Origin of the sequence: Streptomyces dengpaensis (genome assembly GCF_002946835.1) — a bacterium.
In the GTDB taxonomy this organism is placed as follows: Bacteria; Actinomycetota; Actinomycetes; order Streptomycetales; family Streptomycetaceae; genus Streptomyces; species Streptomyces dengpaensis.
In genome coordinates, this window is sequence record NZ_CP026652.1 from 4,820,076 (window position 1) to 4,846,691 (window position 26,616).

Annotated in this window: 26 protein-coding genes and 2 pseudogenes; 11 read left to right on the forward strand and 17 right to left on the reverse strand. The window is 70.1% G+C overall.

Annotated features, from left to right (window positions below):
- Positions 1 to 199: 199 nt before the first annotated feature.
- The gene (locus tag C4B68_RS22400) at positions 200 to 1,651 is read left to right on the forward strand and encodes an NCS2 family permease (protein WP_099503500.1); all 1,452 of its coding nucleotides are present in this window, start codon (positions 200 to 202) and stop codon (positions 1,649 to 1,651) included.
- A gap of 58 nt (positions 1,652 to 1,709) precedes the next feature.
- Here C4B68_RS22400 and C4B68_RS22405 read toward each other — a convergent pair whose 3' ends face one another.
- Positions 1,710 to 1,892, reverse strand: a complete 183-nt coding sequence (locus tag C4B68_RS22405) for a ribbon-helix-helix protein, CopG family (RefSeq protein WP_099503498.1) — start codon at positions 1,890 to 1,892, stop codon at positions 1,710 to 1,712.
- Between the two features lie 143 nt (positions 1,893 to 2,035).
- Here C4B68_RS22405 and C4B68_RS22410 point away from each other — a divergent pair, with 143 nt between their 5' ends.
- From C4B68_RS22410 to thpR, 3 genes are all read left to right on the forward strand, one after another.
- Positions 2,036 to 2,473 carry a MarR family winged helix-turn-helix transcriptional regulator gene (locus C4B68_RS22410; protein ID WP_099503496.1) on the forward strand — a complete coding sequence of 146 codons (438 nt, stop codon included), beginning with the start codon at positions 2,036 to 2,038 and terminating at the stop codon, positions 2,471 to 2,473.
- Between the two features lie 143 nt (positions 2,474 to 2,616).
- A complete protein-coding gene (locus C4B68_RS22415; protein ID WP_099503494.1) occupies positions 2,617 to 4,026 on the forward strand; it encodes an MFS transporter in 1,410 nt (469 codons plus the stop codon).
- Between the two features lie 74 nt (positions 4,027 to 4,100).
- Positions 4,101 to 4,691, forward strand: a complete 591-nt coding sequence (gene thpR, locus C4B68_RS22420) for an RNA 2',3'-cyclic phosphodiesterase (RefSeq protein ID WP_099503492.1) — start codon at positions 4,101 to 4,103, stop codon at positions 4,689 to 4,691.
- Between the two features lie 302 nt (positions 4,692 to 4,993).
- On the opposite strand, the gene C4B68_RS22425 is transcribed toward thpR, so the two are convergent.
- From C4B68_RS22425 to C4B68_RS22445, 4 genes are all read right to left on the reverse strand, one after another.
- On the reverse strand, positions 4,994 to 5,983 hold the full coding sequence (locus C4B68_RS22425) for an aldo/keto reductase (protein ID WP_099503490.1): 990 nt from the start codon (positions 5,981 to 5,983) through the stop codon (positions 4,994 to 4,996).
- A gap of 56 nt (positions 5,984 to 6,039) precedes the next feature.
- Positions 6,040 to 6,246, reverse strand: coding sequence for a DUF397 domain-containing protein (locus C4B68_RS22430; protein WP_099503488.1), 207 nt, complete (start codon positions 6,244 to 6,246; stop codon positions 6,040 to 6,042).
- 176 nt (positions 6,247 to 6,422) lie between these two features.
- Entirely contained in the window at positions 6,423 to 7,646 is a 1,224-nt protein-coding gene (locus C4B68_RS22440) for an RNA-guided endonuclease InsQ/TnpB family protein (RefSeq protein ID WP_104880007.1), read from the reverse strand.
- Between the two features lie 224 nt (positions 7,647 to 7,870).
- Positions 7,871 to 8,641: a helix-turn-helix domain-containing protein gene (locus C4B68_RS22445; RefSeq protein ID WP_240634440.1), complete on the reverse strand. Its 771-nt coding sequence runs from the start codon at positions 8,639 to 8,641 to the stop codon at positions 7,871 to 7,873.
- Positions 8,642 to 8,688: 47 nt separating this feature from the next.
- Between C4B68_RS22445 and C4B68_RS22450 the strand changes: the two genes are divergently transcribed.
- A complete protein-coding gene (locus C4B68_RS22450; RefSeq protein WP_180289324.1) occupies positions 8,689 to 9,105 on the forward strand; it encodes a hypothetical protein in 417 nt (138 codons plus the stop codon).
- A gap of 37 nt (positions 9,106 to 9,142) precedes the next feature.
- Positions 9,143 to 9,301, forward strand: a pseudogene (locus tag C4B68_RS22455) (oxidoreductase); the annotation flags it as partial.
- Between the two features lie 21 nt (positions 9,302 to 9,322).
- On the opposite strand, the gene C4B68_RS22460 reads toward C4B68_RS22455, so the two are convergent.
- The gene (locus tag C4B68_RS22460; RefSeq protein ID WP_099504037.1) at positions 9,323 to 10,894 is read right to left on the reverse strand and encodes an SMI1/KNR4 family protein; all 1,572 of its coding nucleotides are present in this window, start codon (positions 10,892 to 10,894) and stop codon (positions 9,323 to 9,325) included.
- Positions 10,895 to 11,220: 326 nt separating this feature from the next.
- On the opposite strand from C4B68_RS22460, the gene C4B68_RS22465 reads away from it, so the two are divergent.
- The 3 genes from C4B68_RS22465 to C4B68_RS44790 all read left to right on the forward strand — a co-directional run bounded on the left by C4B68_RS22465 (position 11,221) and on the right by C4B68_RS44790 (position 12,920).
- A complete protein-coding gene (locus C4B68_RS22465; RefSeq protein WP_167459141.1) occupies positions 11,221 to 11,703 on the forward strand; it encodes a cupin domain-containing protein in 483 nt (160 codons plus the stop codon).
- 299 nt (positions 11,704 to 12,002) lie between these two features.
- On the forward strand, positions 12,003 to 12,440 hold the full coding sequence (locus C4B68_RS22470) for a VOC family protein (protein ID WP_099504039.1): 438 nt from the start codon (positions 12,003 to 12,005) through the stop codon (positions 12,438 to 12,440).
- A 405-nt stretch (positions 12,441 to 12,845) separates the two neighbouring features.
- Positions 12,846 to 12,920, forward strand: a complete 75-nt coding sequence (locus tag C4B68_RS44790; RefSeq protein ID WP_099504217.1) for a 50S ribosomal protein bL37 — start codon at positions 12,846 to 12,848, stop codon at positions 12,918 to 12,920.
- A 111-nt stretch (positions 12,921 to 13,031) separates the two neighbouring features.
- Here the strand turns inward: C4B68_RS44790 and C4B68_RS22480 are convergent, their stop codons facing one another.
- The 5 genes and pseudogenes from C4B68_RS22480 to C4B68_RS22500 form a co-directional block, all read right to left on the reverse strand.
- Positions 13,032 to 13,616, reverse strand: a complete 585-nt coding sequence (locus C4B68_RS22480; protein ID WP_099504040.1) for a Uma2 family endonuclease — start codon at positions 13,614 to 13,616, stop codon at positions 13,032 to 13,034.
- A gap of 165 nt (positions 13,617 to 13,781) precedes the next feature.
- A pseudogene (locus C4B68_RS22485) lies at positions 13,782 to 14,861 on the reverse strand (hypothetical protein); the annotation flags it as partial.
- Positions 14,857 to 15,141, reverse strand: a complete 285-nt coding sequence (locus C4B68_RS22490) for a hypothetical protein (protein WP_099504041.1) — start codon at positions 15,139 to 15,141, stop codon at positions 14,857 to 14,859. The gene C4B68_RS22490 and the pseudogene C4B68_RS22485, both read right to left, overlap by 5 nt.
- A 10-nt stretch (positions 15,142 to 15,151) precedes the next feature.
- Complete coding sequence (locus C4B68_RS22495) at positions 15,152 to 15,658, reverse strand: SigE family RNA polymerase sigma factor (RefSeq protein ID WP_099504042.1); 507 nt, start codon at positions 15,656 to 15,658, stop codon at positions 15,152 to 15,154.
- A 106-nt stretch (positions 15,659 to 15,764) separates the two neighbouring features.
- A complete protein-coding gene (locus C4B68_RS22500) occupies positions 15,765 to 16,448 on the reverse strand; it encodes an SGNH/GDSL hydrolase family protein (protein ID WP_099504043.1) in 684 nt (227 codons plus the stop codon).
- Positions 16,449 to 16,574: 126 nt separating this feature from the next.
- Here C4B68_RS22500 and C4B68_RS22505 point away from each other — a divergent pair, with 126 nt between their 5' ends.
- The gene (locus tag C4B68_RS22505; protein WP_099504044.1) at positions 16,575 to 17,561 is read left to right on the forward strand and encodes a hypothetical protein; all 987 of its coding nucleotides are present in this window, start codon (positions 16,575 to 16,577) and stop codon (positions 17,559 to 17,561) included.
- Between the two features lie 24 nt (positions 17,562 to 17,585).
- Here the strand turns inward: C4B68_RS22505 and C4B68_RS22510 are convergent, their stop codons facing one another.
- The 6 genes from C4B68_RS22510 to C4B68_RS22535 all read right to left on the reverse strand — a co-directional run bounded on the left by C4B68_RS22510 (position 17,586) and on the right by C4B68_RS22535 (position 23,308).
- A complete protein-coding gene (locus C4B68_RS22510; protein ID WP_099504045.1) occupies positions 17,586 to 17,990 on the reverse strand; it encodes a PPOX class F420-dependent oxidoreductase in 405 nt (134 codons plus the stop codon).
- A 129-nt stretch (positions 17,991 to 18,119) separates the two neighbouring features.
- The gene (gene serC, locus C4B68_RS22515; protein ID WP_099504046.1) at positions 18,120 to 19,238 is read right to left on the reverse strand and encodes a phosphoserine transaminase; all 1,119 of its coding nucleotides are present in this window, start codon (positions 19,236 to 19,238) and stop codon (positions 18,120 to 18,122) included.
- Positions 19,239 to 19,422: 184 nt separating this feature from the next.
- Positions 19,423 to 20,682, reverse strand: coding sequence for a cytochrome P450 (locus tag C4B68_RS22520; protein ID WP_099504219.1), 1,260 nt, complete (start codon positions 20,680 to 20,682; stop codon positions 19,423 to 19,425).
- A 120-nt stretch (positions 20,683 to 20,802) separates the two neighbouring features.
- The gene (locus tag C4B68_RS22525) at positions 20,803 to 21,150 is read right to left on the reverse strand and encodes a DUF742 domain-containing protein (RefSeq protein ID WP_099504047.1); all 348 of its coding nucleotides are present in this window, start codon (positions 21,148 to 21,150) and stop codon (positions 20,803 to 20,805) included.
- Entirely contained in the window at positions 21,147 to 21,578 is a 432-nt protein-coding gene (locus tag C4B68_RS22530) for a roadblock/LC7 domain-containing protein (RefSeq protein WP_099504048.1), read from the reverse strand. Before C4B68_RS22530 ends, C4B68_RS22525 begins: the two co-directional genes overlap by 4 nt.
- Positions 21,575 to 23,308, reverse strand: a complete 1,734-nt coding sequence (locus C4B68_RS22535; protein WP_099504049.1) for an ATP-binding protein — start codon at positions 23,306 to 23,308, stop codon at positions 21,575 to 21,577. Before C4B68_RS22535 ends, C4B68_RS22530 begins: the two co-directional genes overlap by 4 nt.
- 253 nt (positions 23,309 to 23,561) lie before the next feature.
- Between C4B68_RS22535 and C4B68_RS22540 the strand changes: the two genes are divergently transcribed.
- Positions 23,562 to 26,567: an FAD-binding and (Fe-S)-binding domain-containing protein gene (locus tag C4B68_RS22540; protein WP_099504050.1), complete on the forward strand. Its 3,006-nt coding sequence runs from the start codon at positions 23,562 to 23,564 to the stop codon at positions 26,565 to 26,567.
- Positions 26,568 to 26,616 lie beyond the last annotated feature (49 nt).

A 26,616-nucleotide genomic window follows, 5' to 3' on the forward strand; every position in this document is an offset into this window, starting at 1 on the left:
GATGGCCAATTGGACTTCATATGTTCATACTGAAGCGGTCTGTGCTTGGCTCCTTCTGTTCGTACGAAACACCAACAGAAACCTTCGCGAAACCTGTTTGGTGATGGCCGGAACGCCAGACTCGATCATGTTCCCAGCCCGGCGCCGTTCCCGCCCGGCGCCCTGACTGGCCACCCAGGCCCCGCACGTGAGGTCATGCATGTCCACCTCGGCCCCCACCAAGGCCCCCACCCCGGAGCAGCCGGAGCCCCGCCCCGCGCAGGGCGCTCTCGACCGCTTCTTCAAGATCTCCGAGCGCGGCAGCACGCTGCCCCGCGAGATCCGTGGCGGTCTGGCCACCTTCTTCGCGATGGCCTACATCATCGTGCTGAACCCGATCATTCTGGGCAGCGCGAAGGACATGTACGGGCACCAGCTGGACAACGGCCAGCTGGTCACCGCGACCGCCCTGACCGCCGCGTTCACGACGCTCCTCATGGGTGTCATCGGCAACGTGCCGATCGCGCTGGCGGCGGGGCTGGGTGTGAACACGGTTGTCGCGCTCCAGCTCGCGCCGCGGATGTCCTGGCCGGACGCGATGGGCATGGTCGTCCTCGCGGGCTTCCTCGTGATGATCCTGGTCGCCACCGGTCTGCGTGAGCGCGTCATGAACGCCGTGCCGCTGGGGCTGCGCAAGGGCATCTCGATCGGTATCGGCCTGTTCATCATGCTGATCGGCCTGGTCGACTCCGGCTTCGTCACGCGTATCCCGGACGTCGCGCAGACCACGGTCCCGCTCCAGCTCGGCGGCGACGGCCACCTCAACGGCTGGCCCGTGCTGGTCTTCGTCCTCGGCACGCTGCTCACCCTCGCGCTGATCGTGCGCAAGGTGCCGGGCGCGATCCTGATCTCGATCGTCTCGATGACGGTGGTGGCGGTCGTCATCAACGCGGTCGCGACGGTCCCCTCCTGGGGTCTGACGACCCCCACGTGGCCCGGCAACCCGGTCGCCACCCCCGACTTCGGTCTCGTCGGCCAGGTCAGCCTCTTCGGCGGCTTCGACAAGGTCGGCGTGCTGACCGGCATCCTCTTCGTCTTCACGGTCCTGCTGTCGACGTTCTTCGACGCGATGGGCACGATCATGGGCGTAGGCGACGAGGCCAAGCTGACCGACGCGCAGGGCCAGATGCCCGGCATCAACAAGGTCCTCTTCGTCGACGGCATCGCGGTCGCCGCGGGCGGCGCCACCTCCTCCTCGGCCACCACCTGCTTCGTGGAGTCCACGGCGGGCGTCGGCGAGGGTGCCCGTACCGGCTTCGCGAACGTCGTCACCGGCGCGCTCTTCGCCGTGGCGTTGTTCCTCACCCCGGTCGCCACGATGGTCCCGTCCCAGGCCGCCACCCCCGCGCTCATCGCGGTCGGCTTCCTGATCATGTCCCACTCGGTCAAGGAGATCGACTGGGCGGACTACACGATCGCCATCCCGGCCTTCGTGACGATGATGATGATGCCGTTCACCTACTCGATCACGAACGGCATCGGCATGGGCTTCATCACCTTCGTGGTGCTGCGCCTGGCCGCGGGCCGCGCCCGCGAGATCCCGGCCGCGATGTACGTGGTGGCGGCGGTGTTCGGCTTCTACTACCTGATGCCGGCCCTCGGTCTCACCTGACCGTCTCGCCCGACCGGTGGGACTTACGGGCTTACGTGTCGACGCGTGCTGATGCGCGTCACGTGACCCCGTAGAACTTCTCTGTCTCCTCGACCGCGGCCTGGAACCGCTCGTCGAAATCATCGCGGATGAGCGTCCGGACGACATAGTCCTGGACGCTCATTCCGCGTTTGGCGGCATGGTGCCGGAGCCGGTTGAGCAGCTCTCCGTCCATCCGCAGGCTGAGCACGCTGGTCCCCATGGAGTCGAGGGTCGCCGGAGTGCGGCGGGCGATGGGTCACTTTCCGGAACGGGCTCACTCATATGAGTGATGTTGGGGTTCAGTGGCGCGGGACATGGGCAATGCGGTGGTCTTTAGGGAGAGTAATGAGTTACTCTAAAGACATGCCTGACCTCACCCATGGCGACGACGAGGCCGCCGTGAACGCCTTGCGCTCCGCAGTGATGCGGTTGTCGCGTCGACTCAAGCACCAGCGGGTCGACGAGTCACTGAGCCCGACCGAGATGTCGGTGCTCGGCACCCTTGCCCGTTGCGGCACCGCCACGCCGGGCGAGCTCGCCCGCAAGGAGCATGTGCAGCCGCCGTCGATGACGCGGATCGTCGCGCTGCTCGAGGCCAAGGAGCTTGTCAGGCTGGAGCCGCACCCCGACGACCGGCGCCAGAAGGTCGTCACCCAGACCGACAAGGCCGAGGCGATGCTCGAGGAGAGCCGGCGCAAGCGCAACGCGTTCCTGACCGGGCTCGTCGAGGGTCTCGACGAGGACGAGTGGGCGAAGCTCCGCGAGGCCGCCCCCGTCCTGGAGAAGCTGGCGCACCTGTGACGACCCGTGTGCCCTTGCCGCCGCCTGGGTGCGACCCCCGGCGATGGCAAGGGCACACGGCCACGCCCCCCGGGGACGGGCACTGTCACAGGCACCGAACGAACACCGCGACCGATGACCTCGTCGCAAGGAGGTGAACCCCTTTGAGTACGGGACCCGGAACACCTTCCGCCCCCGCACCAGCCACCCACGACTCCCCGTCCACCCCCGAGCCGTCCGCGCCCTCCGAGGCCGCCGCGGCACCCTCCGCTGCCCGCAAGTCCTCGATGTTCAGCTCGCTGAAGGTCAGGAATTACCGCCTGTTCTTCATGGGCCAGGTCGTCTCCAACACCGGCACCTGGATGCAGCGCATCGCCCAGGACTGGCTGGTGCTGAGCCTGACCGGCTCGTCCGCCGCGGTCGGTATCACCACCGCGCTGCAGTTTCTGCCGATGCTGCTCTTCGGGCTGTACGGCGGTGTCCTCGTCGACCGGCTCCCCAAGCGCCCCGCGCTGCTCGTGACGCAGACGGCGATGGCCGTCACCGGCCTCGCGCTCGCCTTCCTCACCCTCTCCGGCCACGTCCACGTCTGGCATGTGTACGTCGCCGCCTTCGCCGTCGGTCTCGCCACGGTCGTGGACAACCCGGCCCGCCAGTCCTTCGTCTCCGAGATGGTCGGCCCGGACCAGCTGCAGAACGCGGTCAGCCTGAACTCGGCGAACTTCCAGTCGGCCCGCCTGGTCGGCCCCGCGGTGGCGGGCCTGCTGATCACGAGCGTCGGCACGGGCTGGGCCTTCCTCTTCAACGGCCTGTCCTTCGTGGCCCCCATCGCGGGCCTGCTGCTGATGCGCGCCCGCGAACTGCACGTGGTCAAGCGGGCGCCCCGCGGCAAGGGCCAGCTGCGCGAGGGACTCGCGTACGTCGCAGGGCGCCCCGCGCTGATCTGGCCGATCGTCCTGGTCGGCTTCATCGGCACCTTCGGCTTCAACTTCCCGGTCTGGCTGTCGGCGTACGCGGACGACGTCTTCCACGCGGGCGCCGGAGCGTACAGCCTCTTCAACACGCTGATGGCGGTCGGCTCGCTGGCCGGCGCGCTGCTCGCCGCCCGCCGCGGCAAGGCCCGTACGCGCATCCTGATCGCGGCGGCGATGGCCTTCGGCGTCCTGGAGGTAGCCGCGGCCGTGGCCCCGTCGCTCTGGCTCTTCTCGCTTCTGATGATCCCGATCGGCATCTTCGGCCTGACGGTGAACGTCACCGCGAACACCGCGGTCCAGATGGCCACCGACCCCGCGATGCGCGGCCGCGTGATGGCCCTGTTCATGATGGTCTTCATGGGCGGTTCGCCGCTGGGCGCGCCCCTCGTCGGCTGGGTCACCGACGCCTACGGCCCGCGCGCCGGCTTCGCCTTCGGCGGCCTGGTGTCGCTGGCGGCCGCGACGACGATCGGCCTGATCCTGACCCGCGTCGGCGGCCTCCGCCTCGCTCTCGGCTGGCACCACGGCCACCCTCACGTCCGCTTCATCCCGAGAGAGCGGAGCGAACAGAACGAGGAGCAGCTGGCGACGGTGGCGTGACGGACCGACCGGCACCTGGGGCCGGCTGAGCGAGGAAGCTCGCCCAGTGATCCATTCCCTGGAAGGGTGACGCCATGAGACTCTTTGCGGCGGTACTGCCCCCAGAAGGCGTGATCCGCGAACTCGCCTCGGAGATCAATGAGTTGGAGCGGCTGCCGGGGTCCGAGCGGCTGCGCTGGACGGGCCGCCCCGGCTGGCACTTCACGCTCGCCTTCTACGGCGAGGTGGACGACGAGATCGTCCCTGAGCTGCAGGAACGGCTGGCGCGCGCCGCTCATCGTACGGAGCCCTTCCCGCTCTCCCTGCACGGCGGCGGCCACTTCGGCGGGCGCGCGCTGTGGGTGGGCGCCGTGGGGGGCACCGAGACCATGCGGCTGCTCGCCGACCGGGCGGAGGCGGCGGCGCGCAAGGCCGGCGTCGACATGGGCGAGCACCGCCGCTACCGCGCGCACCTGACGGTGGCCCGCAGCCGCGGCGACGCGGACTTCAGGCCGCACGTCACCACCCTGCACGCCTTCGCCGGGCAGGAGTGGACGGTACGTGAGCTGTGTCTCGTCCGCAGCAACCTGCCGACGTCGGGGGTACGGGGGGAACGGCCCCGTTACGAGACCATCGCGAGCTGGCCGCTGGGGGCGGCCGCCGGGCCCGAGGAAGCCGCCGGTTAACCTCGACTCCGTGGACCCGAAGACCCGAAACCGGATCATGGCCTGTGTGCTTGTGCTGATGTTCGTCGTGGTGGCGCTGGCGTCGGCGTTCCAGTAGACCGCCGACGCCACACCACACCTACCGCCGCGTGCCCTGTCGGGCTACCAGGCGAACTCTTCCGGGGCCGGTCCCGGCCCTCGGGCTGTGCCGTCCCGGGGGCAACCCCAGGACCCCCGGCCGGTTTACCAGGCGAACGCTTCCGGCGCCGGTCCCGGCCCTGGGCTGTGCCGTCCCGGGGGCAACCCCCGGACCCCCGGCCGGGCTACCAGGCGAACGCCTCCGGCGCCGGTCCCGGCCCCGGGAAGATCTCGTCCAGGGACTCCAGGAGCTCGTCCGACAGCTCCAGCTCGACGGCGCGCAGCGCGGACTCCAGCTGTTCGGCGGTGCGCGGGCCGACGATGGGGCCGGTGATGCCGGGCCGGGTCAGCAGCCACGCCAGCGCGGCCTCCCCGGGCTCCAGGCCGTGCTTGTCGAGCAGATCCTCGTACGCCTGGATCTGCGCGCGCATGGCGGCGTTGGCCAGCGCGTCGGCCGCCCGGCCGGAGGCGCGCCGCCCGCCCTCGACCTCCTTCTTGATCACACCGCCGAGGACACCGCCGTGCAGCGGTGACCAGGGGATGACCCCGAGCCCGTACTCCTGCGCGGCCGGGATGACCTCCATCTCGGCGCGCCGCTCGGCGAGGTTGTAGAGGCACTGCTCGCTGACGAGGCCGTAGCTGCCGCGCTGTACGGCGATCTCGTTGGCCTGCGCGATCTTGTAGCCGGGGAAGTTGCTGGATCCGGCGTAGAGGATCTTCCCCTGCTGCACCAGCACGTCGATCGCCTGCCAGATCTCCTCGAAGGGAGTGGAGCGGTCGATGTGGTGGAACTGGTAGATGTCGATGTAGTCGGTCTGGAGCCGCTTGAGACTGGTGTCCACGGCCCGCCGGATGTTGAGCGCCGACAGTTTGTCGTGGTTGGGCCAGGGCTCGCCCTCGGGCGCCATGTTCCCGTACACCTTGGTGGCCAGCACGACCTTGTCGCGCCGCTCACCGCCCTTGGCGAACCAGTTCCCGATGATCGATTCCGTACGGCCCTTGTTCTCGCCCCAGCCGTACACGTTCGCGGTGTCGAAGTAGTTGATCCCCGAGTCCAGCGCCGCGTCCATGATGGCGTGGCTGTCGGCCTCACCGGTCTGCGGACCGAAGTTCATGGTGCCGAGGACGAGCCGGCTGACCTTGAGTCCCGTGCGTCCGAGCTGCGTGTACTTCATGACTGTCTAGCCAACGGGGTGAAGTGCGCTCTAGGCAAGCACCTTCTCGTTGACCTTCATGCCGGGTGTCCCGCTGGCCTTCCCGCTGGGCGGAGCGAGTCCAGGAAGGCCGACCAGGTGGTGGGGGTGAGGGTGAGGGTGGGGGCGGTGGGGGTTTTGGAGTCGCGGATGTGGATGGTGGTGGGGGTGAGGGCTATCTCTAGGCATTCGCCGCCCTGGCCGCTGCTGTAGCTGCTCTTGAACCAGTTGAGGTCCGAGCTCATAGTTCGCCTGCCACCTCGCTGATCAACTGTGCCGATTCCTCCGGGTTGAGGGCCTGCGCCCGCAGAATGCCATACCGCGCGAACATGTTGCCCAGGTCCGGCTGTTCGCTGACGAATTGACTTGCTCCTCGGGCTGAAGCCCGAGGATTCTGGCCTTCTCGTCCGTTGCTGTGCCGCTACGCGGCACAGGGTTCGGGCGGGAATCCGTGGCTTCCTGTTTCTTCGCGCTGTGCCGGGACGAGTCCTGGTCTTACCGGCGCTCCGCAGGCTGTCACCGCCCGTCCGGCGGCCGTTTTGACGTTCTTCGCGGCATTGTGGTCCCGGTCGTGGACGGTGCCGCAGGCGGTGCAGGTCCATTCCCGGACGTTCAGGGGCTTGGGGCCGTCTTTGGTACCGCAGGCCGAGCAGGTCTGGGAGGTCGGCTCGAACCGGCCGATCTTGACCAGGGTCCGCCCGTACCGGGCCGCCTTGTACTCCAGCATGTTCACGAACGCCGACCATCCGGCGTCATGGACACTCCTGGCCAGCCTGGTGCGCGCGAGTCCTTGGACCGCCAGGTCCTCCACGCCGATCGCTTGGTTGTCGCGGATCAGCTGAGTGGAGAGCTGGTGGTGAAACTCGCGGCGGGCATCGGCCACCTTCGCGTGGGCGCGGGCGACCTTCAGACGGGCCTTGGCCCGGTTCTTCGATCCCTTCTGCTTGCGGGACAGCTCCCGCTGGGCCTTCTTCAGTTTCTTCTCCGCCCGGCGCAGAAACCGAGGAGAGTCGATCTTCGTCCCGTCGGAGAGGACGGCGAAGTGGGTCAGGCCCAGGTCGATGCCGACCGTCTGGTCGGTGCCGGGCATCCGGGCGGCGTCCGCGCCCGGGTCGGTGTCAACGACGAACGAGGCGAAATACCGTCCGGCCGCGTCCTTGACCACGGTGACCGAGGAGGGCCGCGCGGGCAAGGTCCTCGACCACTTCACCTTCACCGCGCCGATCTTCGGGAGGTTCAGCCTCCCGGAACCAGTGATCGACCAGCGGGCATTGGCCGTGAACCGGATCGACTGACGGCTGTCCTTGCGGGACTTGAAGCGGGGCGCACCGGTCTTCGCGCCCTTACGCTCGCCCTTGAGGGAGGCGAAGAAGTTCTTGTAGGCGGCCTCCACGTCACGCAGGGACTGCTGGAGCACCACCGAGGAGACCTCGCCCAGCCAGGCCCGTGAAGCGGTCTGCTTCGCGGCGGTGATCAGCTTCTTGGACAACTCGCCGGCCGTGGGGAAGGGTTCGCCCGCTCTGCGGGCGTCCTCGCGAGCACGCACGGCATCGTTGTACACGACGCGGGCGCACCCGAACGCCCTGGCCAGCGCGAGGCGTTGGCCAGGTTCCGGGTACAGCCTGAAGGCGTACCGAAGCTGCATGCGGTGATCGTACGAACGAGCGCCGCCCGCTACCAGAGGGAACGTATGAACGGTCGGTACTCCCTTGAAACCAGGCAGGACAGAGCGGGCCGAACGGGGGAGGCGTTGCCCGGCCTCTCCGGATCGGACCCCGTGACGCTCCGCGCCGGCCGTGGTGGCGCCTGCGCTCTCATGCTCCGCAGGACAGCACCCGTGACGCTCCGCGCCACAGTCACAGATTCGCTTCACCACCGGCCTGAAGGCCGATGCACTGCGAATGAATCCCGGTAGCCGTTACTTGGTCCTTCGACGTAGGCGATCCGCTCAGGCTCAGCACCTTCCAGCAGAATCATCGGCCCGTCCAGCCCGGCGTGGATCTGCCGGGCGGTCGGCAACACCTGAATGGCAATGTTGCGCCGCTTTCCGATCTCCAGGATGTGGCCCAACTGTTCCTTGAGGGCCTGCTCGCCTCCGAGAGGGCGCCTGAGCACGTGCTCTTCCAGTACGAAGCCCGCGATCGGTGCGGGTTTGCGCGTCAGGACTCGCTGCCGGTCGAGGCGTGCTGCGAGCCGAGCCTCCATCTCGTCGTCCTCCAAAGGCGGGCAGTGCACCTCGAAGGTCGCACGCCCGTACACCGAGGTCTGAAGGAGGCCGGGGATGAGGTGGTTGGCGTACATGTAGATCGCGGTCGCCTTGGCCTCCAACTCCGCGTAGTCCTCGAACCACGACGGAAACCGGCTGACCTTCAGCTTCGCCCCCGTAGCGACAAGTGCACCTTGTGCACCCAGAGCTTCGTCAGCGATCTCAATGAGATGGCCCTTCGGAGCCCGCTCTCCCCGCTCCACCATGGCCACTTGGGACTTGGAGTACCCCACGTACTTGCCCAGCGACTCCTGCGTCATCCCGGCACGCTCGCGGAAGAACCGCAGCAACGAGCCGAACATCTCCAGATTCCCCGACCGTTGATCACTTACCTGCACAACGACCTCCCCAAGTGCACGGCCCTGCACGGTCATTGCGACACCCTGGTCACAGTATGTAAGCGACCGTGAGCATTTGCTCCATGAACGCGAAAACCTTCCCCCCGGACATCCACTCCTGGATCCCCGCTACGGGCCACGCCCTGCGCCACGCGGGCATCCACTTCGACGCCGTACGCGTCGGCGCACCCCTGGCGGAGCGCGTCGCATCGGAGCTCATGCTGTGCACGGACTTCGCGGCGGGCCCGATCGTCAGAGAGCTGACCGGCGAACGGAACCACTACTTCCTGTTGCCCCCGCAAACCGTGACGGCGTACGCGTGGCCCCCCGGCGTACGCCCCCTGACCCGCGGTGACCGAGGATTGGCGTACGTGGGCGTACCGGCGCTCACCGGCATGACGTTTCCGTTGGACTGGCGCTGCCTGCCGTCGCCGGAGGTGCCATTCGTGGGCGTGGAACTGCTGCACGAGGTGGTCGTCCGGCTGACCCGGTGGCGGTGAAGTGGCCGTTGGGGCCGCCCGCTCGCTTCTAACCCGCCTCACCGATCTCGGCTGGCCCCCGGCGTCCCAGCTGGACATCGGGGGCATCACCACCGCACGCGGACAGGAGCACTTCGCCCTGCTGTTCATGGGCATCGCGGGCGGTCTGGGTGCCCACACGTTCAACATCAAGGTGGTCACCCGCCCCTCTGCCTAGGGCCGGCCGTCGCGGAACCTTTCAGCCGCCGGTGGTCTTGAGCGTGCCGGTGACGCGGAGGGCGTTGTCGGTGGTGAGGCCGAGGCGGGCTGCCCAGGCGAGGGCGTCGTCGAGGGTGGCGTCCGCCTCGGCCAGGCGGGCGGCGGCGACGGTGGGTGGCACTCCGCCCTCGTCCAGCAGGGTGGCCCACTGGCGTCCGGTGAGGGAGAGGTAGCGCAGGTCCGTCAGGTCGGCCAGGACGCTCGGGTCGGGGACCTCGGCCCCGGAAAGGTCGAGGCCGCGCAGGTGGGGGACGGCGCGCAGCGGGGTGAGGTCGGCCGGGACGGTGGTGGTCAGGTCGAGGGAGGTCAGGTGGGGGTGGCCCGAGAGCGGGGTCAAATCACCGTTGTCGAGGGTGACGCGCAGGGATTCGACGGGTAGTTCGCGCACCGGCGTCAGGTCGGCGGTGGTGGAGCGGTTGAGGTGCAGCCGGCGGAGGTTGGGGGCGGCGGTGAGCGGGGCGAGGTCGACGAGGCCCTTGGCGTCGTTGATGTGGATGGCCTGGAGCGTGGGCGGGACCTCGTCGGGGGTGTCGCCGATGATCTGCTGGGGGTCGGGATCGCAGGAGGGTTCGATCAGGGAGATGTGGTCGCCGTGCTGCTCGTATGCGCCTTGGTCCAGCAGTTCCAGGTAGTGGCCGAGGAGTGACGTGATCGAGTCGGCGACGTAGGCGGGCCCGTCGTCGTAGTCGCGTCCGGTGCTGATGACCTGGCCGGGGCGGCCGTCCCGGGCCGGGTCCGTGTCGACGGCCAGGAAGTTGCCGTCCTCGCTGGTGCCGAAGCGCAACCAGCCGGGGTGGCCTCCGCAGCGACGGACCGTATCGGTGGGGGTGGTGTCGAAGACGACGCCCTCCCATTCCAAGTCCCAGCCGTACCAGGGCCGTTCGCCCCCGCTCCAGTCGGTGTGCTCGGCGACGACGCTCTTCAGCGGAAGCCAGGCGTTGCCCTGGAACAGGTAGCGGTTCTCGTAGCCGATGCCGTCGCCGTCGGCGATCATGTACAGCGCCCGCAGGTCGGCGGGCAGACGGCGGCCGAGGCGGCGTTCGGCTTCGTCGATCGCGGCGGCGGATGCGGGCGGGGGCAGCTGGTCGGGGTGTCCCAGGATCGCGGCGCGCCGCTCGAGGTAGGCGCGGAAGCGGGCCACGGCCAGTTCGGGGTCGCCTGCCGGCGCGGCGGTGCCGGGCTCCTGGTGCAGGCCGGGCTGGGGCAACCGGTAGTCGGGGTCCAGGACGACCTGGAAGCCGCTGCCCAGTCCGTTCACCCGGCTGATGGCGTCGGTGAAGGCGACGAGCTGGTACTCACCGGACGGCCGGCACTGGATCTCCAGGCTGACGGGTTCCCACCCGCGGTCTTCGCGCACCGCCTCCGCCAGTGCCATGAGTTCCACGTAGGGGCTGGGCATGCCGACGTTCCACTGCTCACTGCGGCGGGAGTAGCCGCCGGTCACCGAGGTACCGCCCCGTCCCGCCCGGCCGTGCAGCACCGCGTGCGTCCAGCCGTTCGGTGCCTTCGCGACGATCGCCTCGACTATCGGTCGTACCGCCTGATCCACCATGCTCCGCTCCCGTGCTGTCGATGGTGCCGAGCATCATGGCAGCGACCACTGACAGGGAGACTGCGGGTGCCTCGCAAGCATCGCGTCACAAGGATGTGAAGCAGGCGCGATGCATCAACGGCCCTGCCACGGCCCCCACTTGCGGGGCACTGCGTGCTGGGGTGATCTGGAAGGTGTCACAACTGCCGGGGGTGATCGGTCTCTTCTGTAGCGGCGCGTCCAACGGGGGACCGAGGGTAGCCGTCGGTCTGCAGCCACGGCAGCGGTCCGCGCATGCCCCCATCAACACGCCGTTACGCATCCAACGTAGTGAGAGGATGGTTTGCATGTCGTACCCGACGCAGGTGTACACGGGAGATAACGGCGAGATCAGCGCGAATTTCCGGCCGTCGAACACCCCACCGAATGTCGGAACGGCCGGCAAGGACGCCATTCACTACTTGGCGACCACGGTCATCACACGGGGCGAGTTCGGGCTCTATCGATTCGAGATGAAGGCGAAGGCCGGCGGCCCCAAGACCCACTACCACAAGACCATCTCGGAGTCCTTCTACATCCTCGAGGGCACCGTTCGTCTTTTCAACGGCGCAGAGTGGATCGACGCGCAGAAGGGCGACTTCCTGCATGTGCCGCAAGGCGGACTGCATGCCTTCCGTAACGACTCCGACGCTCCTGCCGAAATGCTGCTGCTCTTCACACCGGGCGCGCCGCGCGAAGAGTACTTCGAGCAGGTGTCACAGCTGGCCGATGCCACGGATGAAGAGCGCGCCAGGTTCTTCGACAAGCACGACTCTTACTTCGTGGAATAACCGGCAGATTCCCCTCGCGTACCGCAGTCGCCGACGGTACGGTCCGTCTCTCCGGCCCCTGCTCACTGGATCGACGGGCGCGCGGTGCCCGTGGACGGCCCGGTCCTCAAGGCACGGCCGAGGATGTCGGCGCGGCCACGGGGTACGGGCCGGTGACTCCGGCGGGTATCGCGACGGGCACCGCCCGGGGATCCGCGTCTGCGATCAGGCGTTCAACGACGGCACGAATCAGACGGAGGGGTCGGTCCTGCTCGCGACCGGCGCCGCCTTCCCACCCTGCACAGTGAGGATGACGGACCATGACGGCTCATGGTGATCTGCCCGCCCCGCAACGAGGGCTCCTTGTCACGCACTTCCTGACCGTGCGCGACGTGGAGAGATCACGGCGCTTCTACGCCGACGTGTTCGGCGGCGAGGTCGTGATGGAGGAGAACCCGGCGATCGTGAAGGTGGCCAACAGCTGGATCATCATGAATCCTGGGGGTGGCCCCACCCCCGACAAGCCCGGCGTCACCCTCGAGGTGCCCCAGAGCACCGAGCGGGTGTCGAGCTTCCTCAATGTCCGCGTCGCCGACATGGCCGCCTTCCACGCCGACGCGGTCGCCAAGGGCGCTCACTTCCTCACCGAACCCCTCGACCGCGGTGCGGAACTGCGCTGCTACCTGCGCGATCCCGACGGCTACCTCATCGAGGTGGGTCAGTCCACCGGCCTGCTTCACGGTCTCCATGCCGATTGACCCACCGGTCCGCACCCCTTCCCTGCCGAGCAAGGGGCCGACATAGATCAAGGCCCAGGTCTCCGGGTTCACCCCCGCCGACCTGGGCCTTGGCTGTGTCCTGACACTGGTGGGCGCGGACGGTTTCGAACCGCCGACATCCGCGTTGTGAGCCCAGAGGTGCTCTACGGGACGTTTGCCGTGGTCGTGTCGGCTGCGACCGAGGTCCTGCCCCGACGGCATCTCTCAGCCGCTGGGCACCGTCGTTGACCGTGGCTGACCGCCCGTTGCGGCACGCGTCCGCCCGAAGCCGCGCGATGAATGAGGAGCCGAGTAGCTGTGGCTGCGGTACCGCTGATGCGCACATCCCGGGCCGAATCTAGACTGACGAAGGCATGAAGAGTCCCGATTAGGGAGATATGTACCATGGCCAAGCGAGGCAACAAGCGACGCGGCCGTAAGAAGAAGAAGGCCAACCACGGCAAGCGTCCCAACGCCTGAGCCGACCGAGCGCGCCGCCGAGGGCAACCACGCTGGAAGCGCCTCCGGCAGGATCAATCTGCGCACACGGCTCCGGAGGGCGCTTCGGTCCTAGATCTGTGAAGACGGACCCTAGTCGCGGGGGAACTCGTCCGTCTTGAGGGTGAGGCCGAGGAGGGTGGTGGTCATGTCGACGGCTGCGCCGAAGGCGACGGTCGTCTCGGCGAGGTAGTCGCCGTCCTTGGGCTGGGTGTAGAGGTGGCACTTGCCCTGGTAGGGGTCGGCGATGAGGTAGACGGGCACTTCGGCGTTCGCGTACGCGGTCTTCTTGGGGCCGTAGTCATTTGATGCCGTCCCCTTGGAGATGACCTCGGCGACGAACTCGACGTCCTCGCAGTGCCACAGTCCCTTGGGGTCCTTTTCGGCGTCCTCGGCCACGAGTGTCACGTCGGTGGCGAACCCGTTGAGATGTCCCGGGTAGTCGATGCGGACGTCGGACTTCACGCGCTTGCGCGGGTACTTGGTGCGCAACTGCTCGTAGATGTCCGCGATGATCTCCCAGTGGGTGTCCCGCTGCGGCGACATGAAGATGGCCCCCTCGACGATCTCGACCTTGTATCCCTCGGGGGTGGTCCGCTCGATCGACTCGAACAGGGCGTCCAGAGTCAGCTCGTCGTTTTCCTCGGCCATCTCGATCCTGTCTTCAAGGACGGTCATCGTGGCGCTCCTCCCCGGCCGCGACTCGGTCGAGTGCAGCCGCGCAGTTCAACGATACGTACGGGGACCGGGGTACGCCCGGATTCGGTCGGACGATCTCGGCCAGGTACGGCCCGCCCAGGTGCCACGCCTGGTACGTCGCCCCCGCGAAGCCCACCAGCCTTCCTAAGGGATCCCCAGCTCGAAGAGCACATACCCCGCGTACGAACCCGACGCGACCGCGGCGATGCCGAGCAGTGTGCACAGCAGCGGCAGGCGCAGGCCGCGCAGTTGGACGGCGAGAGGGATGAGGAGGGGGAAGGCGGGGAGCAGGTAGCGGGAGACGTTGCCGAATATCTGCTGGCTGCCCAGGACCAGGGCGAAGGTGAGGAGCGTGTAGACGGTCAGGACGGCCGGCGGGCGGAGGCGGATCAGGAGGGGGATCAGGAGCAGGCCCAGCAGGATGGTCATCGCGCCGATGATGTCCTCGTAGGGGAACGCGAAGAGGTAGTCGAAGTGGCCCACCGCGATGGAGGTGAGGACGTCGAGCGTGTGCTCGCCGTAGTCGAAGGTGTGGGCCCAGGCGCCCTCCTGGAGGGTGAAGTAGCCGCCGAGGTCGCCCATCCGGTTGCCGACCCAGAGCAGGTAGCCGACGAGTCCGAGCGGCGCGATCAGCATCGCGGTCCACGGGCGTGCGAGGTCTTTCTGGCGGCGGTGCAGCGCCAGTAGCGCGGCGACGGTGAGGGCGGCGATGAGGGCGACGGAGGTGGGGCGGTTGAGGCCGGCGGTGAAGGTGAGGATGCCCGCGGTGAGCCAGCGGCCGTTCATGACGGCGTGGCACGCCCAGACGGCGAGGGCGACGTAGAGGGACTCCGAGTAGGCCGACCACTCCATGCCGGAGCCGGGCCAGACGGCCCACAGCCCGGCCGCGGCCAGCCCGGCGCGCCGGCCGCCGAAGCGGGCGGTGACGGCGTGGATGCCGAGGGCGGCGACGAAGGAGGCGACGACCGAGACCAGCATGCCGGCGCCGTACAGACCGAGCCCCGTGCATGCGGAGACCAGCCGCATCGTCGCCGGGTAGAGCGGGAAGAACGCCGCCGAGTTGCCTTCGAGGGTGATCAGTCCTTCGGCGTCGGGAATGGGGACGAGCGCGGGGTCATACCCGTGTGCGGCGATCTGCTGGTACCACCAGCCGTCCCAGCTGGCCAGCACGTCCCAGGCGTGGGCGCCGCCGCCGAACCGTGAGGGCTTCTTCCGGTAGTCACCGGTGCGTCTGTGCCGGAGTCGTACTCGGGGACGTCGGGTTCACCGCGGGCCGCGGAAGGGGAGACTGCGGCCTGTCGTCGACGGGGTCGTGGGGAAGCAGGAAGAAGCCGATGCCGAGTCCGGCGACGGCCAGGACGGAGCCGACGGCCTTCTGTGCCGCGCGGGCGCGGCGCCGGGCCCGTACCCCGGACCGGAGACGGTTCTGGTGCGCCGGCCCGAAGGGGGTGGATTCCTGGGCGTCGCGCATCATCCGCGCCAGCTCCCGTTCGAAGTGATCCATGGTCTCCCGTTCACCCCACCGGCTCGATGACATCGGTCAGGATCCGACGCAGCCGCGCCACGCCACGCGACGCATGGGACCGAGCGGTGCCCACCGGGCACCCCAGCACCTCCGCGACCTGTCTCTCGGGCAGGTCCTGGTAGTAGCGCAGCACCACCGCGGCCCGCTGCCGCGGCGGCAACTGGGCCAGCGCGGCTTCCAGCCGCGAGCGCTCCACCACGGAGGCGGACACGTCCCCCGCCTCCGCCAGGTCGGGCAACCGCTCGACCGGGCGCTCGCCCCACCAGCGCCGCCGCGCCGAGCGTGCCGCCGCACGCGCCAGAACCTTGCGTACGTACGCCTCCGGGGCCTTCTCCGCGATCTTGGGCCAGACGAACCAGAGCTTGACCAGGGCTTCCTGGAGCAGGTCCTCGGCCCGGTGCCGGTCGCCCCCCACCAGCAGACGGGCGAGGTGGAACAACGCCGACCAGCGGGCTGCCACGAACCCGTCGAACCCCTCGGCCCGACTCTGTTCCATCCGCACCGTCCCCGTTCTGGCCATCCCCCTATGCCTAGAGAAAGACGGTGGCCCCCTCGCCGCGATGCACTTGACCCCTGTGATCAGGGTCACATCCTGGATTCGGTCAGGCGGTTTCGGCCGGGTACGGCTCGCCCAGGTCCCACGCCTGGTACATCGCCTCCGCGAAGCCTTCCGCGATCTTGTGTTCGCCGCTCGCGTTCGGGTGTGTGCCGTCGTAGGTGTCGACGTGGATGTCGTACGACGGTGGTGGGGACGCCAGGAGGAGTGGGGAGCGGGGTTCGTCGAGGTCGGCGACGGTCTTGGCGAGGAGTTCGTTGAAGGCGGTGACCTCGGCGGCGAAGGGGGCGTCGGACTCGGCGCGGACGTTCGGGATCACCGGGAGCAGGACCATGCGGACGCGCGGGTTCGCGGCGCGGGCCTCCGCGATGAAGGTGCGGGTGTTCGCCGCCGTCTGGGGCGCGTTGGTGTAGAAGCCGAGGTCGATCAGGCCCAGCGACACCAGCAGCACGTCCGCCCGGTGCGAGCGCACCGCCTCGCCGATCAGCGGGGCCATGTGGAGCCAGCCCTCGCCCCAGCCGGCCAGGTGGGCGCGGGGGAAGTCCGGGTCCGCGTACTCGTACGAGTCGGGGGACTCCGTCGCCTTGTCGTAGAGCGTCTCGCGCGGACCGACGATCTTGAACGGGCCTCCGTACGTCGCACGCAGGTGCTGCCACATTCGATAACGCCATGTGTGTTCGCCCGCGCTGCCGATCGTCATGGAGTCGCCGACGGGCATGAACCTGAGCATCCGCTCATCATGGACGATCTGCGGAGGCGTCTTGGGCCGTCAGGGTGTGAGGCTGGACACGCCGCAGGGAGAGCCGTGAGGCGCGCGGGCGGGGTGAACCGGCGGCCGGGATGGCAGGCTTGGGCCATGCGCCGATCGCTTCCGTTCCTCGCCGGGGCCGCAGCCGCAGCCGCCGTCGTCGCCCTCGCGGCGCCGGCCGAAGCCGCCGACGGGGACGCCAGGTTCACGATCAGGGACCCGAGGATCACCGAGTCCAGCGGACTCGCCGCCTCGCACGCACACCCCGGCATTTACTGGACCCACAACGACAGCGATGACGGCGCGTACCTCTACGCCGTCGACAGCGGGACCGGCGAGACCGTCGCCACCATCACCATGACGGGGGTCGGCACCCCGCGCGATGTCGAGGCCATCTCCATCGGCCCGGACGGCGACCTCTACGTCGGTGACATCGGCGACAACCTCGGCGGCACGTGGTCGTACGTGTGGATCTACCAGCTGCCCGAGCCGAAGGAACTGAAGGACCAGACGATCCGCGCCACGCAGTACGTCGTGAAGTACGCGGACGGGCCCCGCGACGCGGAGGCGATGATGGTCCACCCGAAGACCGGCCGCGTCTACATCGCCGACAAGAAAGAGGACGGAGGCCACCTCTACGAGGGCCCCGCCCAGCTCTCGCCCTCCGGTACGAACGTCTTCCGGTCCGTCGCCGCCATCGACCTCTGGGCCACCGACGGCGCCTTCTCGCCCGACGGCGAACAGCTCGCCGTACGCGGGTACTTCGGGGGGATCGCGTACGACTGGAACGGTGGCAGGATCAAACGGCAGGGGCGGCTGAACGTACCCCTCCAAGGGCAGGGGGAGTCGCTCACGTACTCCGCCGACGGGTCGAAGCTCATGTACGGCAGTGAGGGCGCGGGCAGCGGTGTGGAGCCGGAGAGCGTCCCCGGAGCCGGCGACGGCAAGTCCCCGTCCAAGGACGGCAGTTCGGCTTCCACGGACGAGGGCGCGGACAGGGGCGACGGCATGACGGGGAACGTCAAGGTCGGCGTGGTCGCCGCCGTCGTCCTGTGCGCGGTGTTCGGGATCCGCCGACTGCGGCGCAGGGGCTGAACCGCCGCCGCGCAGGGGGCTGAACTACCCCTCCAGCGGCCGTACCTCGTAATGCAGTGTCGGCGCTCCCATCACCTTGTGGGCGAGCGGTACGAAGACGCCTTGTACCAACGGGTACTTGCGCCGCAGCAGCTTCGCCGCGTGCTTGTCCTCCTCGCTGCCCTGGTCGAGCAGCCGCGCCCGGGCGTGGATCTCGGGCCCGATGGGCGCGCCGCGGAAGGTGGAGGGGGCGATCTCCACCTCCGGGTTGTTGCGCATGCGCTTGACCTTCCAGGCGGTGCCCGGGGTGCGGAAGTACGCGTGGTCACCCTCTACGGCGATGTTCACCGGCGTGCCGACGCCGGTGCCGTCTTTCTTGTGGCTCGTCAGCAGGACGGCGTACTGCTTGGCGAGCGGCGCGAGCTCGGGGCTCGGAGTCGGAGTGGTCATGTATCCATAGAGGCACCGGCGGCGGGGCTTGTCACCCCTGCCGCGCCGAGCGTGAGCTGTACGGCGGCTTGAGACGAGAAAGGGGCGCCCGGTGTTCACCGGGCGCCCCTCATCGACGTACGCGGAAGGTCAGAGCTTCTCGATCACGTAGTCGACGCACTTCGTCAGCGCCTCGACGTCCGCCGGGTCGATCGCCGGGAACATGGCGACGCGGAGCTGGTTGCGGCCGAGCTTGCGGTAGGGCTCGGTGTCCACGATGCCGTTGGCGCGCAGGGTCTTGGCGATGGCGGCGGCGTCGATCTCGTCGGCGAAGTCGATCGTGCCGATGACCGCCGAGCGCTTGGCGGGGTCGGCGACGAACGGGTTGGCGTACTTGCTCTCCTCGGCCCAGCCGTACAGGGTGCGCGCGGAGGTCGCCGTACGCCGGACCGACCAGTCCAGTCCGCCCTGGCCGTTGATCCATTCCAGCTGCTCGTTGAGGAGGAAGAGGGTGGCGAGGGCCGGGGTGTTGTAGGTCTGGTTCTTGCGGGAGTTGTCGATGGCCGTGGGGAGGCTGAAGAACTCCGGCACGTGGCGGCCGGAGGCGTGGACGCGCTCGGCGCGCTCGATCGCGGCGGGGGAGAAGACGCCGATCCACAGGCCGCCGTCGGAGGCGAAGGACTTCTGCGGGGCGAAGTAGTAGACGTCGGTTTCGGCGATGTCGACCGGGAGGCCGCCGGCGCCGGAGGTGGCGTCGACGAGGACGAGGGCGCCCTCGTCGGCACCTTCCACGCGCTTGATGGGCATGGCGACGCCGGTGGAGGTCTCGTTGTGGGTGAAGGCGTAGACGTCGACGCCTGCCTCGGCGACGGGCTCGGGGTGGGTGCCCGGCTCGGAGGAGACGACGGTGGGTTCGGCGAGCCAGGGCGCGAGCTTGGCGGCCTTCGCGAACTTGGAGCTGAACTCACCGAAGGTGAGGTGCTGCGACTTGTTCTCGATCAGGCCGTGGGTCGCGATGTCCCAGAACGCGGTGGAGCCGCCGTTGCCGAGGATGACCTCGTAGCCGTCGGGGAGCTGGAACAGCTCGCGGATGCCCTCACGCACTTTGCCGACCAGGTTCTTGACCGGGGCCTGGCGGTGGGAGGTGCCCATGAGGGAGTTACCGGTCGCGGCCAGCGCGTCCAGCGCCTCCGTCCGCACCTTGGAGGGGCCAGCGCCGAATCGTCCGTCGGCGGGCTTGATGTCAGCGGGGATCTGGATATCAGCCACGGTCAGGAGCGTAGCCGCTCCAGCAAACCTGGGCGAAACGCCGTCCGTCGGATGAGACAGGCTTAGCCCGTCCGGCGTTTGAGGACGAGCGCGAAGCGCGATACGGGGGTTTGGGGGCGGAGCCCCCAAGGACGGGACGGGTAGGGGCGGAGGGGGCGAAAAACCGCTTGGGTCGGCCGGGGGCTTACCGCGCGGGAACCGGCGTGAACCGCACAGGCAGCGAGGCCAGCCCCCGCAGCCACGGGGAGGGCCGGTGGGCCAGGGATTCCGCCGGTACGGCAAGGTCGATGTCCGGCAACCGGTCCAGCACGACCTCGATCCCCGTCCGCGCGATCACCTCCGCGACCTCCTGCGCCGGGAACGGACAGCGATGCTCCCCATGCCCGAAGGAGAAGTGCGCGCTGTTGCCACCCGTGAGGGCGGAGCCGTCGGTCCGGACCTGAGGGTCGGAGTTGGCGCCCTGGAGACCGAGCACGAGGAGGTCGCCCGCGCGGATGCGGCGACCGGCGAGCTGGGTGTCCCGGGAGGCCCAGCGACCGGCCACGTTCTGCGTGGGGGTGTCCTCCCAGAGGACCTCGTTCATGGCCTCGGCGACACTGTGCCGTCCGCCCAGGAGAGACGCGGCGAAACGGTCGTCCGTCAGCATCAGGCGCATCGAGTTGCCGATCCAGTCGGCGGTCGGCTGGTGGCCGGCCGCCAGCATGACCATCAGGTCCTGGACGATCTCCTCGTCCGTGAAACCGGGGCCGTCTCCCGACGGACCCGGCGGACCCGGCGGTCCGGGACGCCCCATCGCGAGCATGCGCGACACGACGTCGTCCGCGGGCTCCGCCACCCGGTCGGCCACCAACCGCGCCACGGACGTGGCCAGATGCTGCCGGCCCGCAAGGGCCCGCTCCCGTCCGTCGGCCATGTCGTTGAGGGCGGCGACGAGGCCCGGCCCCTGTTCCTCCGCGAAGCCGTAGAGCGTCGCGAGGACGCGTACGGGCAGGAGCGCCGCGTAGTCCCCGATGAGGTCGGCCTCGCCCGTGGTACAGATCGCGTCGATCAGTTCGTCGGCGAACGTCTCGGCCTGGGCGCGCAGCTCGAAGGAATCGACGGCTTCGAGCGCGTCGCTGATCACCGCGGCCCGCTCGCGGTGGCGTTCGCCGACCGTGAAGAAGACGGAGGTCTGCTTGCGGCCGATCACCGGCAGCAGCGGCCAGTCGTCGGGGATGCGGTCCCACTGGTTCCACAGGTCGGAGTCCCGGCTGAACAGCACGGGATCGCCGGTGACTTGGTGCAGTTCGCGGTAGCCGAGCACCAGCCACGCCGGTACGTCGCCGTCGAGCACGACCGGGACCACGGCACCGTGATCGCGCCGCATCTCCCGGTAGAGCTCGGCGGGTTCGGTCTGGAACCGGGGCCCGCTGAGGGGCACGGGGGCGGGCAGGTGTGCCGACACGGGTGCGGGGACGTGCGCGGGCACGGGTGCGGGGCTCACAGCGCCAACTCCGGGGATCGTACGGGCGTCGGAGGTGCCGGCGCCTCCCAGGGCGTACCGGCGCTTCCGTTGGCCTGGTCGTCAAAGGGCGCGGAGTGCAACGAGCACCTGCTCCAGGATGTGGGGGTCGGGACCAGCGGCCTTGCGCGGGTGACGGGCGCTGACGCGGCCCGCGGCGAGCAGGTCGGTGAGCAGGACGCGGGTGATGGACAACGGCAGCCTCAGCCCGGCGGCGATCTCCGCGACCGTCGTCGGCCGCTCGCACATCCGCAGGATCGCGGCGTGCTCCGACTGCATGCCCGCCATCGGATCGCACTCCGCGAACACCCGCGTCACCAGGTCGAAGGGGGTGTCGGGCCCGGACCGGCTGCGCCCTCCCGTGATGGTGTACAGCCGGTCGGGCGCGTCGTCCCTGCCCGGCCGGATCATGACGTACGGGGCCTCGGGCTCAGGTGTTCGCCCAGTTGCTTCACGAGCTCGCTCATGTTGTGCCCGACCAGACCGGCGTCCGCGTCCTCGGCGGTGACGAGGGCGAGGTGCGCGCCGTCGCCCGCGTCCACGATGAACAGGATCCCGCCGTAGAACTCCGCCATGGCGGACCGCACGCCCCCGCTGCCGTCGCCGAACTCCACGGAAGCCCCGAGGGACAGCGACTGGATTCCGGCGGCGATCGCGGCGAGCTGGTCGGCCTGGTCGACCGAGAGTTCCGGGGTGCGGCACAACTTCAGTCCGTCGCGGGAGAGCACGAGCGCGTGCCGTGCGCCCGGGGTGCGCTCAAGGAGGCCTTCGATGAGCCGGAAGAGCTTCTCGTCGGCGGTGGTGGTGCTGGTGGTGGTGGTGGTGCTGGTGCCGGTCATGGCTTGGGGGTGCCTTCCGGGTGCGTGTGCGGTTGCGTGTGCGGCTGCGGGTCCGAGTGCGGGTCCGAGTCCGAGTCCGAGTCCGAGTTCCAGTTCAAGGGAGCGGCGGGGGATGCGGGGGCTGTGTCCCGTACGGCTAGTTCGCCCCGTACGGACTCCCGGATGGACTCCCGTACGGGCTCTTCGGCGCCCGCCGCCGCACCCCGTACCGCCTCCCGGAAGCTGCCGAAGCGGGCCGCCGCACGCGCCTGGGAGTCGTCGTCGGCGGCGGTTCGGGGTTCCGGGTCGGCCTGGGGCGGCGGCGTGGCGTGCGGGAGGGCGCGGCCGCGGGGGCGCTTGGGGAGGTTCACGGCCGACGCCGACGGCGGGACCGGCTCGTGCCAGGGTGAGCCGTGGGCGGGCACCGGGTCCGGGTCGAGGTCGCCGAGGGCGCGGGAGGCGGCGTACGACACCTCGGAGAGCGGGGCGGCGGTGTACGGGACCTGGGGGAACGGGACGGCGGCGGGCTCGGGCTCCGCCGGCAGTGGCGTGGTCGGCCGTGTGAGGAGGTCCTGGGGGATCAGCATCAGGACGCCCGTGCCGCCGCGCGCGGAGGGCCGGAAGGAGACCTTCAGGCCGTGCTTGCGGGCGAGCCGGCCGACGACCGCGAGGCCGAGCCGGCCGCCGGTGAGCCCGCCGAGCCCGGCGGTGTTCTCGGCGTCCGCGGACACGGCGCGCTCGGCGCGGCGCAGCTGCACGTCGCCCATGACCAGGCCGCTGTCCTCGACGGAGACGATGACACCGGCCGGGACTTCCTCGACGTACACGTGCACTTCGGCGGTCGGCGGCGAGAAGTTCGCGGCGTTGTCGAGGAGTTCGGCGAGCGCGTGCATGACACCCTCCGCGGCGTGTCCGGCGACGGTGGCCTCGCTGGCGGAGTGCACGCGCACGCGCTGGTAGCCGCCGATGCGGCCCATCGCGCCGCGCAGGATCGACTCCATGACGATAGGGCGGGCCCAGCGGCGCCCCGAGCGCGCGCCGGTGAGGACGGCGACGGAGTCGGCCAGGCGGCCGGCCTGCGCGGTGCGGTGGTCGAGGTGGAGGAGGTCGGCGAGGACGTCCTCGTCGGAGTGCTTCTCCTCCATGGCACGCAGGTCGGCGAGCGTGCCGGTGGCCAGTGCCTGCATACGGGCCGCCGCGCCGGCGGTCGCCGAGATCGCGGCGGCCCGTTCGTCGGCGGCCTGCCGGGCGCGCTCGGCCTGCCGGGCGTTCTCCTCGGCGAGACGGGCGAGTTCGCCGGTGAGGTGCTCCCGCTCGGCCGCGAACTCCTCGGTGAGGCGCAGGCGTTCCTGTGCGGCCGCCTCGGTCAGGTGCGCGCGTTCCCGTGCCGCCGCCTTGGCGAGGCGGGCCCGCTCGCGGGCGGAGTCGTCGGCCAGCCGGGCCCGTTCCTGGTTGAACTCCTCGGCCAGTCCCGCCCGTTCCTGCAGGAGGCGTCCGGCGTCCTGGGCGATGGCGCCGAGGCGGCGGCGTACCAGCTTCGACGTCTGTACGGCGCGGGAGGCCACGGCGACGGCCGTGCACAGTAGCACCGCGGCCGTGCCCGCGCCCCAGGCGAGGGGTAAGCGCACCGGGTCGGGCGCCAGGGAGACCGCGCCGACCACCGCGAGCGCGGCCGGGACGGCGGCGATCAGGGGAGCGGGCGCGACGGCGCGGAGCGGGGGGCGTTCGCCGGAAGCTAAGGGCGCGGTCATCAATCAGGTCCTCGGTCGGGTCATCGGTCGTGCTCTGGGGGGAGAACGTGTCCTCGATCGTGTCCTGGTCGAGAAGCGACATCTGATGCTCAACTGACCGTCACTATATGGGAGTTCGTGATTGAATTGGGAAGGTTCCGCAAGGATGGCCGCCCCGCGTGCCGCCTCGGTTTCCCGGTCGGTCCGTGATCCGGGTGCGCTGCCGGGCGCGCGGCCGACGGTCACTGTCAGTGCCCGGATGCATCCTGGGGGCATGACGGATTTCGGGGAGCAGGACGCGACCGACCCCGTAGGGCTTCGGGCCGCGCTGGAGAAGGCCGTGTGCGGCGAGGTCGCCTTCGACGCGACCGCGCGGGCGCTGACCACCATGGACGCGTCCAACTACCGGCGCGTCCCGCTCGGCGTCGTGTCCCCGCGCGACGCCGACGACGTGGCGGCCGCCCTCGCCGTGTGCCGCGCGCGCGGCGTGCCGGTGGTGGCGCGCGGCGGCGGCACGTCGATCGCCGGGCAGGCCACGGGCACGGGCATCGTCCTGGACTTCACGCGTCACATGAACCGGATCGTGTCGCTCGACGCGGAGTCCCGTACGGCCGTCGTCCAGCCCGGTGTCGTACTCGACCGTCTCCAGGACGCCGCCGCCCCGCACGGCCTGCGCTTCGGCCCCGACCCCTCGACCCACAGCCGCTGCACCCTCGGCGGGATGATCGGCAACAACGCGTGCGGGTCCCACTCGGTGGCCTGGGGCACGACGGCGGACAGCGTGCGGGAGCTGTCGGTGGTCGACGGCCAGGGGAATCATGCCCGGCTGGGGCGGGGTTGGGCGGGCGCGCCGGACGGTCTCCGTGCCCTGGTGGAGGCCGAGTTGGCGCGCCTGCGCACCGGTTTCCCGGATCTGCCGCGCCGTATCTCCGGGTATGCGCTGGACGCCCTGCTCCCCGAGAAGGGCGCGGACGTCGCCCGCTCCTTCTGCGGCTCCGAGGGCACGTGGGGCGTGCTGACGGAAGCGGTCGTACGCCTTGTCGAGGCACCGCGCGCGCGGTCGCTGGCCGTCCTGGCGTACGCGGATGAGAGCGCGGCGGCGGAGGCGGCCGCGGGGCTGCTGCCGCACCGGCCGATGACGGTGGAGGGGATGGCCGCCGACCTCGTACGGGCGGACGCGGGGCTGCCGCGTGGCGGTGCCTGGCTGTTCGTGGAGACGGGCGGCGCGTCGGAGGCGGAGGCACGCGCGCGTGCGGAGGCGATCGTGCGCGCGGCGGACGTGACGGACGCCCTCGTGGTCACCGACCCGGCCGGGCAGCGCGCCCTGTGGCGCCTGCGCGAGGACGCGAGCGGTACGGCGACGAGGATGCCGGACGGCAGCGAGGCGTGGCCCGGCTGGGAGGACTGCGCGGTGCCGCCGGCCCGGCTGGGCGCGTATCTCCGGGACTTCAGGAGACTGCTCGCCGCCCACGACCTGCGCGGCACTCCGTACGGGCACTTCGGCGACGGCTGCATCCACGTCCGCATCGACTTCGACCTGATGTCGCCGCGGGGCGTGGCTCGTTTCCGTCGCTTCTCGGAGGAACTGGCGGAGGTGGTCGTGTCCCACGGCGGCTCCCTGTCCGGGGAGCACGGGGACGGGCAGGCGCGCGCGGAGCTGCTGCCCAAGATGTACGGCGCCGAGATGGTCGGCCTCTTCGAGCGGGCGAAGGGCATCTGGGACCCGGACGATCTGCTCAACCCCGGGATGCTGGTGCGACCGCACCGGCTGGACGAGAACCTGCGGTTCGCGGTGCTGCCACGGAAGCCGGTGGACGTGGAGTTCGGCTATCCGGCGGACGGCGGCGATTTCTCGGCGGCGGTCCGCAGGTGTGTGGGAGTCGCCAAGTGCCGTACGACGGAGGTGTCGTCGGGTGGTGTCATGTGCCCCTCCTACCGGGTGACCGGCGAGGAGGAGCACTCCACGCGCGGGCGGGCGCGGCTGCTGCACGAGATGCTCGCGGGTGAGGTAGTGACGGACGGCTGGCGGTCGACGGAGGTCCGTGACGCGCTGGACCTGTGCCTGTCCTGCAAGGGGTGCAAGTCCGACTGCCCGGTGGGCGTGGACATGGCCACGTACAAGGCGGAGTTCCTCCACCACCACTACGAGGGGCGGCGGCGCCCGGCCGCGCACTACGCGATGGGATGGCTGCCGGTGTGGCTGTCCGCGGTGACCCGGACGCGCTCGGCGTGGCTGGTCAACTCCCTCGCCTTCGTACGGCCGTTGGCCGCCGTCGCCAAGCGTCTTGGCGGGATCGCGCCCGAGCGGGAGATCCCGAAGGTGGCGCGGGAGACGTTCAGCCGGTGGTGGTCACGGAGGTTCCGGGACCGGGCACGGGCGTTCGTACGGGACGCGCGGCGGGGGGAGCGACGGCCGTTCCCGGGGTTCGGAGGGGACACCGTCGTGGTGTGGCCGGACACCTTCACCGAGTTTCTGTCACCGTCCGTCGGGCGTGCCGCCGTACGGGTCCTGGAGGCGGCCGGGCTGACGGTGCTGTTGCCGCCGACGGTGGGGACGGGGTTGGGGGCGCGCGGGGGCGGCGGGTTGATCGGGGACGGGATCTCCGGCCGCATGGGGTTCGGCATGCTGCCGTTGCGCCGTCACCGCGTGTGCTGCGGACTGACGTACGTCTCGACCGGGCAACTCGACCGGGCCCGCACGGTGCTGCGCCGGACGCTGGACCTGATGCAGCCGTACCTCGACATGGAGGACACCTCGGTCGTCGTCCTGGAACCGAGCTGCGCGGCAGCCCTCCGCACGGATCTGCCGGAGCTCCTGCCCGACGACCCGCGCGCGGCGCGTCTGGCGTCCGCGGTGGTGACGTTCGCGGAGGCCCTGGAACGCCACGCCCCGCACTGGACCCCGCCCCGGCTCGACCGCCCGGCCGTGGGCCAGACCCACTGCCACCAGCACGCGGTCCTCGGCGACGCCGCCGAGCGCCGGCTGCGCGCGGCGGCGGGACTGACCGGTTCCCTCGCGGGCGGCTGCTGCGGCCTCGCGGGCAACTTCGGCTTCGAGAAGGGGCATTACGAGGTGTCGAAGGCCTGTGCGGAGGAGCAACTCCTCCCGACGGTACGGGCGGCCACCGACGACACGGTGATCCTGGCGGACGGCTTCTCCTGCCGTACGCAGCTGGAGCAGTTGGCGGGGCGACGGGGGCGGCACCTGGCGGAGGTGCTGGCGGAGGGGCTGGAGGGGGACGGACACCCGTCTGGACGGGGACGGGACGGCGGTGGCTGACCAATGAGGCGGCGGGGCCGGGTCCTTGCGGACGCGACCCCGGGCGGCG

Excerpts from the sequence above, each read along its gene's own strand:
- C4B68_RS22525 (WP_099504047.1), bottom strand. The coding sequence starts at position 21,150 with ATGATCCGGCCGGGCAGGGACGACGCGCCCGACCGGCTGTACACCATC.
- C4B68_RS22405 (WP_099503498.1), bottom strand. The coding sequence starts at position 1,892 with ATGGGGACCAGCGTGCTCAGCCTGCGGATGGACGGAGAGCTGCTCAAC.
- C4B68_RS22430 (WP_099503488.1), bottom strand. The coding sequence starts at position 6,246 with ATGAGCTCGGACCTCAACTGGTTCAAGAGCAGCTACAGCAGCGGCCAG.
- C4B68_RS22540 (WP_099504050.1), top strand. The coding sequence starts at position 23,562 with ATGACGGATTTCGGGGAGCAGGACGCGACCGACCCCGTAGGGCTTCGG.
- C4B68_RS22445 (WP_240634440.1), bottom strand. The coding sequence starts at position 8,641 with ATGACCGTGCAGGGCCGTGCACTTGGGGAGGTCGTTGTGCAGGTAAGT.
- C4B68_RS22505 (WP_099504044.1), top strand. The coding sequence starts at position 16,575 with ATGCGCCGATCGCTTCCGTTCCTCGCCGGGGCCGCAGCCGCAGCCGCC.
- C4B68_RS22465 (WP_167459141.1), top strand. The coding sequence starts at position 11,221 with ATGTCGTACCCGACGCAGGTGTACACGGGAGATAACGGCGAGATCAGC.
- C4B68_RS22470 (WP_099504039.1), top strand. The coding sequence starts at position 12,003 with ATGACGGCTCATGGTGATCTGCCCGCCCCGCAACGAGGGCTCCTTGTC.
- C4B68_RS22440 (WP_104880007.1), bottom strand. The coding sequence starts at position 7,646 with ATGCAGCTTCGGTACGCCTTCAGGCTGTACCCGGAACCTGGCCAACGC.
- C4B68_RS22450 (WP_180289324.1), top strand. The coding sequence starts at position 8,689 with ATGAACGCGAAAACCTTCCCCCCGGACATCCACTCCTGGATCCCCGCT.
- C4B68_RS22480 (WP_099504040.1), bottom strand. The coding sequence starts at position 13,616 with ATGACCGTCCTTGAAGACAGGATCGAGATGGCCGAGGAAAACGACGAG.
- C4B68_RS22425 (WP_099503490.1), bottom strand. The coding sequence starts at position 5,983 with ATGAAGTACACGCAGCTCGGACGCACGGGACTCAAGGTCAGCCGGCTC.
- C4B68_RS22490 (WP_099504041.1), bottom strand. The coding sequence starts at position 15,141 with ATGGATCACTTCGAACGGGAGCTGGCGCGGATGATGCGCGACGCCCAG.
- C4B68_RS22500 (WP_099504043.1), bottom strand. The coding sequence starts at position 16,448 with ATGCTCAGGTTCATGCCCGTCGGCGACTCCATGACGATCGGCAGCGCG.
- C4B68_RS22530 (WP_099504048.1), bottom strand. The coding sequence starts at position 21,578 with ATGACCGGCACCAGCACCACCACCACCACCAGCACCACCACCGCCGAC.
- C4B68_RS22410 (WP_099503496.1), top strand. The coding sequence starts at position 2,036 with ATGCCTGACCTCACCCATGGCGACGACGAGGCCGCCGTGAACGCCTTG.
- C4B68_RS22460 (WP_099504037.1), bottom strand. The coding sequence starts at position 10,894 with ATGGTGGATCAGGCGGTACGACCGATAGTCGAGGCGATCGTCGCGAAG.
- C4B68_RS22495 (WP_099504042.1), bottom strand. The coding sequence starts at position 15,658 with ATGGAACAGAGTCGGGCCGAGGGGTTCGACGGGTTCGTGGCAGCCCGC.
- thpR (WP_099503492.1), top strand. The coding sequence starts at position 4,101 with ATGAGACTCTTTGCGGCGGTACTGCCCCCAGAAGGCGTGATCCGCGAA.
- C4B68_RS22510 (WP_099504045.1), bottom strand. The coding sequence starts at position 17,990 with ATGACCACTCCGACTCCGAGCCCCGAGCTCGCGCCGCTCGCCAAGCAG.
- C4B68_RS22535 (WP_099504049.1), bottom strand. The coding sequence starts at position 23,308 with ATGACCGCGCCCTTAGCTTCCGGCGAACGCCCCCCGCTCCGCGCCGTC.
- C4B68_RS22400 (WP_099503500.1), top strand. The coding sequence starts at position 200 with ATGTCCACCTCGGCCCCCACCAAGGCCCCCACCCCGGAGCAGCCGGAG.